A 13,232-nucleotide genomic window follows, 5' to 3' on the forward strand; every position below is an offset into this window, starting at 1 on the left:
CGCCGCTGGGTGTCGTACGAATCGGGTCCCCGGTGCCGGGAACGTCAGACGGTGGCCGGCTCCGACACCGTCAGCGTGCCCGGGACGAAGTCGACGGTGGGGTCGTCGGTCCAGTGGATGACGGTGCGCCGCTGCAACATCTGCCGGAACTGCGACGTCGTGTTGGTCAGGACGTCACCGCTGCCCCAGTCGAGGATCACGCCGTACTGGCGGACACAGTCCATCTCGTTGATCAGACCGGAGCGGTACTCCTCGGAGACCGCTTGCGGGTCGCGTTCGATCCACGCGTGCCGATTGCTGCGGATGTACTCGCGTGCGGTGAGGGTGGCTTCGAGATCCACCTCGTATGCGAAGATCTCGGGATCGATCTCCTTGACGACGACGCCGTAGTCCTTCTCCGCCCGGGCAATCGAGACGTAACCGTCGATGACGTCCTCCAGCACGGCGTCCACGTCGCGCTGGAGCGGGTCCCCGAGACCGCCGCCACCGGCCGACGGACGGGTGAACTCGTCTCCCGACTTGATGGGGACCGCGGCGAAGATCGAGCCGAGGTACTGCTCGTCCTCGGTGCCCTTGTTGAGCCAGACCCCGTGCGGGATGGACGGCAGGCCGCCCCACAGTCCCCAGGTGACCGACCGTTCGCGATCACAGCAGTAGGACATGACGGTGTTGTCGCTGGCCCACAGCTTTCCGCCCTTCTCGGCGCCGAGGCCCCCGCGGAACTTGCCGGGCCCGCCGGAGTCGGGCACCAGGTCGTGGCACGATGTGAGGACCGGGGCCAGACGCTCCTGCCCTTCGAAAGGCTGTGTGCCGTACTGGACTCCGAAGACGGCAGCGGACGCGTTGTAACCGTCGGCGCCGTTGCGGGCGCCCCAGCCACCCATCATCCAGTCGTACCACATGAAATTCGGGTTGCCGTCGCCGCGCTGATCTCGGCCGCCCACCAGGAGGTACTCCAGGTTGAACGTGCACGCCATCGCCCGTTCGGGCTGGATGTCCGACCAGATCTCGAAGACCGAACTCATGATCTTCTCGAACGGGCCCGAGCAGAAGCCGGCACACGGCGACGGCCAGTCGGCGTTGACCACCGACCCGAGTGGCCCGAGGTCTGCTGTCACGACGCGGTAGAACCCGGAATTCAGTGGGATGTCGGGAAATTGCATCTTCGTGCCGGCGACGATGCCGGCGAACGACCCGCCGAATCCCGCGTTGAGCATCGACGAGATCGAGGCGTGTGATTCGCTGAGGTCGTAGTGAACGGTGTCTCCGGAGATCGTCATCCGTGTCTTGATGGGGATGAGACCCTCCCCGCGCGCCGGGTCCTGATCGATGTAATCCTCGGTGTACCAGACACCATCGGGAAGTTCGGCGATCTTGGCGCGGGTGAGATCCTCGACGTAGTCCTGCACCTCGGCCATCGCCGTCTTGATGGTCTCGACGCCGTACTTGTCGCACAGACGCTGGATCTCGCGCTCGGCGACGCGGGTCGCCTCCGCCTGTGCCTGCATGTCGCCGATGATGTCGCGCGGGTTGCGGGTGTTCTTCGCGATGAGGTAGGCGACGTCTTCGAGGAACTGGTCCTTGCTCCACAGGCGGGTCGGCGGGATCCGCAGTCCCTCGCCCATGTGATCGAGCGCCTTGACGTTGAACGACCCGGGAGTGGCGCCGCCGACGTCGGCCCAGTGGCCGTTGGCCTGGGCGTAGCCGAGCAGCTCGCCCTGGTAGTAGATGGGCCGGATGATCCGGGTGTCGTTGAAGTGGCTTCCGCCTTCGTAGACGTCGTTGATCACGAAGACGTCGCCCGGATGGATGTCGCCCTCGAACTGCCGGATGACCGCCTTCGCGGTGTAGTGCAGTGTTCCGACGTGGGCCGCGATGTCGCCGGTGCCCTGCATGACGGTGTTGCCCTCGGTGTCGCAGAGCGCCGAGGAGAAGTCACGGGAGTAGATGACGAACGAGTAGCAGGTGCGCAGGATCTGTTCGGCCATCTGATCGACGGTGTTGATGAAGGCGTTCTTCAGCACCTCGAACGTGACCGGGTCGAGTGTTGTTGCCATGGTTGGGGTTTCCTGTTCTGTCTGAGACGGTTGGGAGATCACTCGGCGGCGGTGAGCAGGAGGTTGCCCCACTCGTCGACCCGCGCGGATGTCCGCGGCGGGACGACGGTCGTCGAGTCGAGCTGGTCGACGATGCACGGGCCGGTCAGCACGGCTCCGGGCGGCAGGCCGGCGCGGTCGTACACCGGCGTCGCCAGCCGGGCGACCTCGTCGGGGAAGAGCACGTCCCGCACCTCGAGTGGTTCCGGCGAGAAGGTCGCCGGATCGATGAGGTCGGCGGGTGTGACGTCCATCCGCGGGGTGAGTCCGATGGCGCGCAACGAGATCCGGTAGATCTCGACGCCGGTGTCCTCCGCCGCGAAGTTGTGCTCCTTGAGATGTGTCGCGTGGAACGTCGCGACGACCTCGTCCAGACTCGTCAGCGGCATGGACACGGGCACCGCGATCGCCCGCCACTGTCCCTCGTAGCGCATGTCGAGGTAGTACTCGAAGAGCATGTCGGCGGGGTCGACGTGCTCGGCCGTCAGACGTTCGCGTCCTTCCTCCTGCAACTCGGCGAAGGTCGCGGCCAGGTGGTCGAGGTCGGCGCCGTCGGCGTCGGCGAGGTACATCCGGGTGATGTCGTGCTGGATGTCGACCAGCATGCAGCCCATGGCCGAGGTGACGCCCGGGTGCGGCGGGATGATGACCGTCGGGATGCCCAGATCCTTGGCGAGGTAGGCGGCGTGCAGGGGGCCGGCTCCGCCGAAACCGACCAGCGCGAAGTCCCGCGGGTCGTGGCCCTTGCGGATGGAGATCAGGCGGATCGCGTCGGCCATGTTGGCGTTGGCGACCTTGATGATCGACTGCGCCGCCGTCTCGACGTCGAGACCCAGTGGCGCGGAGATCTTCTCCAGGGCGGCCCGCGCCATCGACTCGTCGAGCTCCTTGACGCCGCCGGCCAGCTTCTTGCCGACGGTGCCCAGGATCAGGTTGGCGTCGGTGTTGGTGGCGAGATCCCCGGACGCGCCGTAGCAGGCCGGTCCGGGGTCGGACCCCGCGGACTGGGGACCGTTGCGCAGCGAACCGGCGTCGTCGAGCCAGGCGATCGAACCACCACCGGCGCCGATGGTGAGCACCTCGATGCTGGGGAAGCAGATCGGGTGGCCGAACGCGACGCTCCACATGTTGGTCGTCGCCAGCACGCCGTTGTCGGTGAGCGAGACGTCGGTCGAGGTGCCGCCCATGTCGAACCCGATCGAATTCTCGAACCCGCATGTGCGGGCGATGTGCCGGCTCGCGATCGCCCCCGCCGCGATCCCGGAGGCGGCCAGGCGGGCGCCGTACTTCTCGGCCATGGCCGGTGTCATGACTCCGCCGCCCGAATGGAGCAGCAGGACATCGTTGTCGTAGCCGGCATCCGCGAGCCGGCCCTCGAGCGTCCGGGCGTAGGGGCCGATGATCGGGACCAGAGCGGCATTGGCGACGGTCGTCGAGAACCGCTCGTACTCGAAGATCTCCGGCAGGACATCGCTGGAGGTGGTGATCGACACGCCCGGCAGCTCCTCGGCGAGGATCTCGGCCATCCGGTTCTCATGTGCGGGATTGGTGAACGAGTTGACGAAACACACTGCCACGGTCTCGATCTCGCGGCGGCGCAGGACCCGTGCGACCTCGCGGGCAGCGTCCTCGTCGAGCGGCTCGAGCACGGTTCCGTCGTAGCCGATCCGTTCGCTGACGGTCAGGCGATGCCGACGTGGGACAACCGGAGGTGCGACCTCCTGGTACGGATCCCAGGACTCACGGTCGCCGCGCCGGATCTCGATCACATCGCGGAATCCCTCGGTCGTCACCAGGGCGACCTTCGGGAACTTCCTCGTGATGAGTGCGTTGGTCGCGATTGTCGTTCCGTGCGAGAAGAACTCGACATCTTCCCATCCGACGCCGGCCTGCTCCATCCCGGCCAGCACGCCCTCGATGGGGTTGCTCTGCGTCGGATACTTGGCCGTGACGATCGTGCCGTCGGAGTGCTGGATGAAGACGTCGGTGAACGTCCCGCCGATGTCGACGGCGGTACGGACCTTGTCGGTCCGGCTGATGGCTTTCGTCATGGGTACTTCCTCGTGGCTCGGCGGTCTCGGGACGCCCATCACGAAACCCGGCGCGGGCCCGCCGAACAATTGGCTCATCAGCCAGTACCACGGCGCCGACCGCTGGACGTTGACACGCGACGGACCGATGGAGAGCGCGCGACCTGCGCAAACCGTCGTGGGCGGCGCGTAACGCGGATGTGTCCGACATGGACCGGAAACGTGATGTCACACAACGGAAACAACGACGGCGGTGTGCGGTCGGGTGGTGAGAACGACTGTGAGCACCGATAATCGACGAACAGGGCGGCGGCGAGGAGGCGATCGGATGGCGACGGTGGGTGACGTCGTCGTCGGTGTGGGTCTGCTGTCGGTCACTCCGGGGGCCGCCGAGCGGACGCGACACGTGGAGGTGTCCGGAACCTGCGAGGTCGGTCGGATCAAGCCCGCCGAGGTGGGCGCGGGGGACCTCGTCCTCATGGGCCCGACGGGGTGGCCGGCGTCGGGAGCACCGCAGACGTTCGCGGCGACCCTGCGGCAGTGCGCAGCGGCAGCCGTGGTGGTGGACACCGATGACGACAACCTGTCCGCCGAGTTCGTGTCCGCCTGCGTGAGCCACGGTGTGCCGATCTACATGCTCCCCAGGGCGAGGAGCTTCCGCGACGTCGAGATGGTCGTCGCGCCGCGTGCGATGGTCGACGATGCCATCGACGAATCAGGTCCGGTGGCATCGATTCTGGCGTCCCTCGGCGCGTTTCACCGCGCGTCGGGGATCAGCGGGGCCGTGGTGCTCGACGGCGCGGTCCTCACGGTGCCGTCCGCGACCGTCGACACCGATCTCCTGAGAAAGTCCACCGCCCTGCCCCCCGCTCTCCTGCACGCGATTCCCGGGACCGCCGCGGCCCTGCACATCTCCCTGCCGAGGTCGGGCGCGGCGCTGGTGCTCTCGAATCCGCGTCGACGTCCCCTCGAATCGACCCGGGTCCGCAAACTCGCGAACGACGCCGACGCCGACGCGTACCTGTTGCGGGTGAACCGGACGATGCGCAGACCGCTGGAAGGTTCCCTCGTCCGCGAGCTGATCGAGGCGCGGATCCCGTCCTCGGCGATGGACCCGTGGGTGGGGTCCTTCGGCTACGGAACAGGTGACCGCGTCCACTCGGTGGCGGTGATCATCGGGCCGCACAGCGACACCTCGGCGGCGAGGGTCGTCGACGCACTGCACGACCTGGGTGCCTGCGCGGGCCTCGCAACCGTTGCGGCAGCACATGACTCGGTGGCATACGCGCTGATCAAGACCGGCACCGAGAAGGACTCGACGCCCCCGACGGGACGCGACTTCGAGGCACATCTGCAGATGTTCGCCGACGTCTTCGTCGCCCGGCACGCCGAGCTCGCCGTCGGCGGCAGCTCCTACGTGATCCGCAGCAGCGACGACCTGACGAGGGGGCTCATCAACGCGCGGCAGATGGCAGAACGGAACTCCCGCGCCGACGACCAGTCGTCGGCCACGATCGCCCTGCCGGTGCCGCTCGCCGCGACGCTGCTCGCCGGTGACTCCGAACGGTCAGCGGCGCTGCGCAGTTCGCTGCTCGACCCCGTGCTCGCCTACGACAAGGAAAAGGACACGAGCTACGTGTCGACTCTCGTGACGTTCTTCGCGCTCGACTGCCACTCGGGCGCGACGGCCAACGAGTTGGGCATCCACATCAACACCTTGCGATACCGCCTGTCCCGCATCGAGAAGCTGACCGGACGCGGATTGCAGTCGATGGTCGACCGCACCGACTACTACCTCGCCCTATGCGTCGGCGAGACGTCCCGCGGGCGGGGCGACCGGAGCCGGCGGACGGCTCCCTGACCACCACGGATCGGGCTGGCGTGCGGCGAAGTCGGCGATGACCTCGTACTTCCCGCCCGCGGCACGGCCGACGTAGGACGGATGCGAACTGTAGTGATTGGCACGGAAGTAGAACGGCGCGCCCTCGGGATTGTCCTCGAAACGGATGCCGATGAGCGCGCGCGACAGGGCGTCGACGTCGAGTGACTGGGCCTGCTCGGCGGCCAGCGCGAGCGCGTGCACCGCATTGAACGCCCCGATCTGGGCGGCGTGACTCCACCGCTGGCCCCGCACCTGGGCCAGATCGCGCCGGAACGTGTCGTTCACCGGCGACGACAGCTCGGAGAAGTAGGTCGCGACCATGTAGTGACCGTCGCTGACCTCGGTCGGCATGTGGGCCAGGTCCAGTTCGGTGGTGACGGTCGCCGCGATCGGAACCGTGTCCGGGGTCAGTCCGACGAGGTGATGCTGCGTGTAGAACGCGGTCGTCGAGTCGGCGCCGACGAGATTGCAGACCACGACGTCGGGACGCACGCGATCGATGTCGTCGATGATCGATTCGAACCTCGTCTCTCCGAGGGGTGCGTAGCGGTCACCGACGATCTCGATCCCGAGGCTTCCGGCCAGTCGTCGGATCGCCTCGGCCAGAACGCGCGGATAGATGTAATCCGAGCCGACGACGTACACGCGCCGGCCGAGTGTGCCGGCGATCCACGCCAGATAGTCGGCGATGTACTGGTTGGGCGCCGCGCCGCAGTAGAAGATCCGCGAGTCGGTCTCCTCACCTTCGAAGTAGGTGGGATACATCAACAACGAGGCGTTCGCGTGGATGGCCGGGGTCAGCGCCAGGCGGGCCGCGGAGGTGTACCCACCGACGATGGCGTCGACGTTCTCGGTGGTGCACAGATGATTTACCCCGCGGGCGGTCGACGACACCTCGGAGTGGTCGTCGTAGATCGCGACCTGGATGTCCGAACCCAGAACGCCGCCGCGGGAGTTGATCTGGTGGACCGCGAGCATCGCCCCGTCCAGGATCGACTGCTCCATCTCCGCTTGGTTGCCCGAGAGGGAATACAGCATGCCGAGTCTCACGTCGGTCCCCGATCGGCGCGATCCGTGTGCATGGCAGCCACTATGCCAGCTGGGCCGCTCCTCGGCCTGTCCGGAGAACGACCTCAGCGCAGCCCGTCGCCGGCCAGCAGGGTCAGGTGGCTCGGGTGGTCGGGGTCGAGCACGAGACGTTGATGGCGTCGGCCGCGTGCCTTGATGAGGTCGGGCACGAGGGTCAGGTAGCGCGGCAGGCTCGCGGCGTAGACGTCGACACGGAGCCGATGACCCGGCTGCAGGACCGCATCGGTGGGGACGAGGTCGACGTCGAGGCGGATCGGTTCGTCGGCGGGCACCGGCAGCTTGCGCTTGTGGGACAGGTAGTGGTGCGCGGAGAGCAGGCTGCCGTCGTCGGCGTACGTCGACTTCGACTGGTCCAGAGCGCGATTCGAGGCCGACAGCGCGCCGTTGGTCAACACGACCGACGTGCCGTCGGGCGCGACGTCGTTCACGGTCACCGCCCAGATCGCCTCGTGTGCCGTGGTTGCGACGTTGAGGCGCAGGTTCATCGCGCCGCTGATCGGGGTGGCCTCGAGTACCGGCTCGGTGGTGAACGACAGTGCGCCGCGTTCCTGGTAACGCGCGTCCTTGGCGTAGTCGGCGCCGAGGACCAGGGTCGCGCCCGCGGTCACCTGGGTCATGTCGCGGGAACGGAGCCCGCGGCTGTCCGGACGTACGTGCAGCGACGAAACCCCCTGAGCGGGAGTGGTGCTCAGCGACCCGTCGTGGACCGAATGGTCGGCGGTCGACGATGACTCGGCGGTGAGGTAGAGCCGCGTCGGAGCCACCCCCGGGCGGGGAAAGCTCTGGCCCGCGGTCCAGGCGCCGCCCTGCTGCAGCATCGTGACCGGTCCGTAGTACTCGATCCCGTTGCGGTGCCCCTTGAGCCAGCGGTCGAACCACGCGCGTTCGAGGACGTCCAGACGCGGGGGAGCGAACTGACCGCCGTACCCCGACCCGACGTCGAGGTGATAACCGTCGCCGACGATCATCTGCTTGCGTCCGGGCTCCATCTGCAACCGCTCGTAGACGCCGGTTGCACTGCGGCCGAACAGATCATGCCACGCTCCGACGGTGAAGGTGGGCGCCTCGATGCGGTCGACGACCGGATCGCGGTCGTCGAAGTACGGGTCGTCGAAGATACGTGGATCGCGTGCGGTGAGGAACCCCCACAGCAACGAGGGGATCTCGGTGGCGGGGGACTTCACCCGGTCGATCGCCCAGCGCACCGCGTCGCCGCGCACGAGGTCGCGGATCACATTGGCGGGGTTGGGAACCCACTTGAGCATATTGACCGCCGACAACCACACCGGGATGAACGCCGACGGCATGCCGCCGGTGATGTAGATGTCGCGCACCAGGTCGTCGCACCCCTCGACCGCGAAGACGGCCTGGAGCGCGGCGGGCCGCTTGTCCGCGGCCTGCAGCGAGTTGATGGCAGAGTACGACCAACCGGCCATCCCGACGCTTCCGTCACACCATTCCTGCCCGGTCACCCAGTCGATGACCTCCACCGAGTCCTGCTGCTCGCGAGGGCCGAGGATCTGCCACTTGCCCAGGCTCGCACCGGTTCCGCGGACATCGACGACCACCTGTACGTACCCGCTGCGCACCAGGTTCCGATTGATGCCGAAGACGTCGAAGACGCCACCGGACAGCGTCTTCGTCAGCGTGGTGAGTCCCTCGAGCGCGGTGCCGGTGGCGTCGATCGACCGGGACGCGGTGTGCAGCGCCTTGCCGAGGACCGGGGCGTGCAGGGTCTGGTCGATGAAGTCGATGGCGGCACGGTTGTACGGGTTGATGTTGACGACCGCGGGGTAGGGCGTGAGGATCGTCTGCCCGAACCTGTTGGCGGGGCGGATCACGGTGGCGCGCAGGACCACGCCGTCGCTCATGGTGATGGAGACGTTGCGGTCGATGACCACGCGTGGGTAGAGCTGCTTGCCGTCGACCTGTTCACGCCAGCGGATGCCGTCGGCGCCGCCGGTGGGATCGCCCAGGGGGAGGGTGCCGAAATGCGGCGCACCGCTGGTGCGCGTGCGTGTCGACGGAACGACCCGTGCGCGCGACTGTGTGGGATCCAGCTGATACGTCATGGTGCATCACCCTGCCTGGGGGAGGTGGCGCACCCGCGGGTTGTTGCACGGATCGAGACGGCCGGGTGGACACCGACACCCCGTCGTGTCGGTCGTGGGTTCCCCGGTTCGTCCGCTGGCTGCGGATTACAGTGTGTTCCAGGTCACTTCACGCATTCGTTGAAGAATAACTCAGGCCCGGTATCGGATGGCTAACCGGGCGGCGTCTTTTTGGTCATCGGCGTGTGTGTTCCTGGTCACATTCAGGTAAACCGAGGTCGATCGCCGCCGCGGCTTCGAGCACCATCCAGGCCGACAGCTGCACGGAGAGGTCTCGCTCCGGGACCTCCGACGGATTGACCGCACCCGCCACGAACTGGGCTTTTGCCCCACCATCGGTGGGGATCACGGCACGTCGGCGCCAGTCGCTGGAGAAGACCGGGTGTCCGGCGACCTCGGTGCGGTTGGCCCACGCGGCGTCCGCGCTTCGGGTCACGATCCGTGCTGCACGAGCACGCAGATCATCCGAACCGCCGACGTCGGGAAGGTCGGTGGCGACGAGCGCCAGGTAACGGGCCAGCACGCCGTGGAAGAGGCCCCCGTCGCCGCCGCCCCCTCCGTCGATCACCCCGTTGGTGCAGGAGTGGCGTTCGACGGCGTCGAGGAGCCGGGCCAGGCGGTCGAGGTGCGTGCGATCCCCGGTCGCGCGCAGGGCCTCCAGTTCGGCGCCCAGCACGACGCCCTGGCAGTACGTAAAGGTGCCGGTCTCGGGCTTCAGCGAACCGTCGGGGAGCCTCTTGAGGCCGTCGATGATCAGGTGGGTGTCGGGATCGACGAGGTTGGCGTCCATCCAGTCGCACATCGCCACCGCGCGCTCGACATGACCCGTGCGTGCCAGCAGGATCGCGGCCGGGCCGTTGGCGGGCGCGTTGAAGAACTGATCGGCTTTGCGCCACGGGATCCCGCCCCCGTCGTCGGGCACCCACGCGTCGAGCATCTGGCCGGCGAGCACGCGGAGTCCGCCTTCGTGGTCGAGGTGCAGATGGCGGTCGGCGCGTTCGATCGCGAGTCCGAGCCACGCCATGTCGTCGTAGTAGTTGTTGGTCCAGCGGCCGCCGTTGCGGATCCGGATGCCGCGCAGCAACCGGTCGACGTCGTCGGCGATGTCGGGGTCGTATGACCGGTCGCCGTGGGATGAGCCGGCCACCCGGTGGATGGCTGCGTCGACGAGAAGGTCGACGAGGTGGGCGTGCCACCAGTAGTGCCACGATCCGAACTGCGCCTGCATGCGTCCGATCGGCCAGGCGACCGCGGCCGCGCGTGTTCCCGGAAGCCAGAAGGCCCGCTGCAGGTGGCGGTCGTAGACGGCGTCCGCGGCGGCCCGCGCGCGGTCATCGGGGGCGTGCGGATCGGGCGATTTGGATTGTTCGTCCACGTCCGCGTAGCCTAGCCCTCGATGTGATGCACACCCGTGTGTCGTATCGGTTCAACCAGAGACCGTTGGTCGTCGGGATTTCCCGGACGAAGGCGCGACGAGGTCGCCGGCCCACGCAGGATGAACGAGGAATGTCGCTCCACACGTTCAGTGTGTGCGTTCACGCCCCGTGCCTGTGTGCCGGGGCGTTTGTCATCTCCGCCCTCGATCGCCTCCCTGCGCCCGTCGCTCTTGGTTGAACTCGACCAACTCATAGTGACGAGGAGAGGAGGCGAAGTATGGCCAAGTCCGAAAAGGTCGCCGCTGTTGCGGAGATCGCAGAGCAGTTCAAGGGCTCCACTGCGACGGTTGTCACGGAATACCGTGGTCTGTCCGTCACCCAGATCTCCCAGCTGCGGCGTTCCCTCGGTGAGGGTGCAACCTACTCCGTCGCCAAGAACACCCTGGTGAAGCGTGCCGCTGCTGAGGCGGGCGTGGAAGGGCTCGACGAGCTGTTCACCGGTCCGACCGCGATCGCCTTCATCGAAGGTGAGCCGGTTGTGGCCGCGAAGGCGATCAAGACGTTCGCCAAGGACAACAAGGCTCTGGTCATCAAGGGCGGGTACATGGACGGCCGCGCGCTGTCCATTGCCGAGATCGAGCAGATCGCCGACCTTGAGACCCGTGAGGTCTTGCTGGCCAAGCTCGCCGGTGCCATGAAGGGCAACTTGGCTAAGGCCGCCGGTCTGTTCAACCAGCCGGCTTCGCAGGTGGCGCGCCTGGCCGCGGCCCTGCAGGAGAAGAAGAACGAAGCCGGCGAGACCGAATAGGTCGTCCGCCGCACCACCACCACAATCCCCGAACCGTACGGGGATGAACACCAACCCCCGTACGGGGACCGACAGGAAGGACGCCAATCATGGCGAAGCTCACCGCTGACGAGCTCATCGATCAGTTCAAGGAACTGACCCTGCTGGAGCTCAGCGATTTCGTGAAGAAGTTCGAAGAGGTCTTCGAGGTCACCGCGGCCGCTCCGGTCGCCGTTGCCGCTGCCGGTGCGCCGGCTGCCGGTGGCGCCGAGGCTGCTGCCGAGCAGGACGAGTTCGACGTCATCCTCGAGGGTGCCGGCGACAAGAAGATCCAGGTCATCAAGGTCGTCCGCGAGGTCGTCTCGGGTCTGGGCCTGAAGGAAGCCAAGGACCTCGTCGAGAGCGCTCCGAAGGCTCTGCTGGAGAAGGTCGACAAGGACGCCGCCGAGGCTGCCAAGGCCAAGCTCGAAGAGGCCGGCGCCAAGGTTTCGGTCAAGTAAGACCGCTTCTCACGCGCCAGCGTTCACGAGCCCGGGACAGCATCGCTGTCCTGGGCTCGTTGCTGTTTCGGGGAGGGGTGGGCGACTTCCAGAACTCATTTCGTCGAGGCGACTTCGATCGAGGTCGCTTCGACGAAACGAAGTCTGGAAGTCCGGCTAGGCCGCGGAGCCGTCAGGCTTCTCGAGCCAAGGCCTCAGCAGGTCGACGAGTTCGCCGCGCTCGAGCGTGCCCCACGTCCAGCGGACCACCATGAACCCCTTCGCCCGCAGCGAGTCCTCACGCTTCTTCTCCCGGATCAGCGCCTCGCGCGGGGTCTCACCGGGTCTGAGACCGTATTTCTGCATCCCGTCGAATTCTCCGATGACGTTTCCGTCCCAATCGAAATCGGCGCGCACTTCGCCCTCGGATGTCCGGAAGGTGTGTTGGAGGCGCGGCAACGGCAACCCCGCCGCAATGATCTGTGCCCTGCTCCAGGATTCGCCGACGCTCTCCGACAGGGGATCGGCGTACTCGAGTGCGCGTCGGGCCGCCGCGATGCCGGGCCACCGCGCGCGGGCGGCGAGCATCTCCGACATGACCTCTCGATCTGCCTTCAGCGTCAGCGCACGGTCGAAGACCACAAGAGCTCGTTCGAAATTGCCGGCAACGGCGACGTCAACGGCGGTACGAGGGAGCGTGGTCACGCCGATGCCGTCGATGACGGTGACGTCGTCGTGGGGTAGCGGGCCGACGTGCACGTGGCGATGTCCGCGGACGAAGCCACCTCCTTTTGTCCGCTTGGTGAGATGGACGACGTCGCGGTCCGGGTGGAGGAGCGGCATGCCGTGGAGTGCGGCGGCGGAGTCGTGGCTCAGCGTCGCAGTACTGCGGTCACGGATCGAATCAGCCACCGCAATGCACCGCAGCCGGTAAAGCGCGTCCGCGTCTTTCGTTATCGAGGAATCCGCTAGCACGCAGATACCTGGTGCAACGCGGATCAGGTCGCCCCGACGGACTGCCGCGGCGACCTTGTCGTCGGTGATGCCGACGCGAAGTGTCGCTTCGCGCCTGATGAGTCCATATCGATCGGCCGGGAAGACGGTCATGAGACTTAGACGTCGTAACGGCCGAATCGGTTCATCCGAATCAGAAGCAGACATCACTTCGACCACCCCCGCCCCTCGAACCGAGGGGCGGGGTGAGGTCGTCGATTCGATGTCCCGCAGGTCGAGCCCAGGTCTGCGGTGGCCGTCACATCGGGGGGCGTGACCCCACTTCCCTCACCGCGAACCATCGGATATTGTCATCGTCGCGAGAGAGTTACCGGGCGGTAGCTTTCCTCACAGCCAATGCTGAGAACCACGCGGTGGCGTCGTGGGCA

10 protein-coding genes are annotated in these 13,232 nt (G+C 67.0%); 4 read left to right on the forward strand and 6 right to left on the reverse strand.

The window, feature by feature from the left end:
• Positions 1-44: 44 nt before the first annotated feature.
• Both KTR9_RS05840 and KTR9_RS05845 read right to left on the reverse strand, forming a co-directional pair.
• Positions 45-2,057 carry a hydantoinase B/oxoprolinase family protein gene (locus tag KTR9_RS05840; protein ID WP_010844573.1) on the reverse strand — a complete coding sequence of 671 codons (2,013 nt, stop codon included), beginning with the start codon at positions 2,055-2,057 and terminating at the stop codon, positions 45-47.
• Positions 2,058-2,095: 38 nt separating this feature from the next.
• Complete coding sequence (locus KTR9_RS05845) at positions 2,096-4,147, reverse strand: hydantoinase/oxoprolinase family protein (RefSeq protein ID WP_014925619.1); 2,052 nt, start codon at positions 4,145-4,147, stop codon at positions 2,096-2,098.
• On the opposite strand from KTR9_RS05845, the gene KTR9_RS27595 reads away from it, so the two are divergent.
• Together KTR9_RS27595 and KTR9_RS05855 are read left to right on the forward strand one after the other, a co-directional pair.
• A complete protein-coding gene (locus tag KTR9_RS27595; RefSeq protein WP_158409746.1) occupies positions 4,146-4,319 on the forward strand; it encodes a hypothetical protein in 174 nt (57 codons plus the stop codon). The genes KTR9_RS05845 and KTR9_RS27595 overlap by 2 nt on opposite strands.
• A gap of 135 nt (positions 4,320-4,454) precedes the next feature.
• Positions 4,455-5,987: a PucR family transcriptional regulator gene (locus KTR9_RS05855; protein WP_014925620.1), complete on the forward strand. Its 1,533-nt coding sequence runs from the start codon at positions 4,455-4,457 to the stop codon at positions 5,985-5,987.
• On the opposite strand, the gene KTR9_RS05860 is transcribed toward KTR9_RS05855, so the two are convergent.
• The 3 genes from KTR9_RS05860 to KTR9_RS05870 form a co-directional block, all read right to left on the reverse strand.
• A complete protein-coding gene (locus KTR9_RS05860; RefSeq protein WP_044506020.1) occupies positions 5,928-7,046 on the reverse strand; it encodes a transporter substrate-binding protein in 1,119 nt (372 codons plus the stop codon). The genes KTR9_RS05855 and KTR9_RS05860 overlap by 60 nt on opposite strands.
• Before the next feature lie 95 nt (positions 7,047-7,141).
• The gene (locus tag KTR9_RS05865; protein WP_014925622.1) at positions 7,142-9,169 is read right to left on the reverse strand and encodes a CocE/NonD family hydrolase; all 2,028 of its coding nucleotides are present in this window, start codon (positions 9,167-9,169) and stop codon (positions 7,142-7,144) included.
• A gap of 214 nt (positions 9,170-9,383) precedes the next feature.
• On the reverse strand, positions 9,384-10,583 hold the full coding sequence (locus tag KTR9_RS05870; RefSeq protein ID WP_014925623.1) for a glycoside hydrolase family 76 protein: 1,200 nt from the start codon (positions 10,581-10,583) through the stop codon (positions 9,384-9,386).
• Between the two features lie 278 nt (positions 10,584-10,861).
• On the opposite strand from KTR9_RS05870, the gene rplJ reads away from it, so the two are divergent.
• Entirely contained in the window at positions 10,862-11,392 is a 531-nt protein-coding gene (rplJ, locus tag KTR9_RS05875; RefSeq protein WP_010844579.1) for a 50S ribosomal protein L10, read from the forward strand.
• Between the two features lie 89 nt (positions 11,393-11,481).
• On the forward strand, positions 11,482-11,871 hold the full coding sequence (rplL, locus tag KTR9_RS05880) for a 50S ribosomal protein L7/L12 (protein WP_010844580.1): 390 nt from the start codon (positions 11,482-11,484) through the stop codon (positions 11,869-11,871).
• A gap of 156 nt (positions 11,872-12,027) precedes the next feature.
• Here the strand turns inward: rplL and KTR9_RS05885 are convergent, their stop codons facing one another.
• A complete protein-coding gene (locus KTR9_RS05885; RefSeq protein ID WP_044506022.1) occupies positions 12,028-12,957 on the reverse strand; it encodes a hypothetical protein in 930 nt (309 codons plus the stop codon).
• Between the last annotated feature and the right edge of the window lie 275 nt (positions 12,958-13,232).

This window comes from Gordonia sp. KTR9 (assembly GCF_000143885.2).
Classification (GTDB): domain Bacteria; phylum Actinomycetota; class Actinomycetes; order Mycobacteriales; family Mycobacteriaceae; genus Gordonia.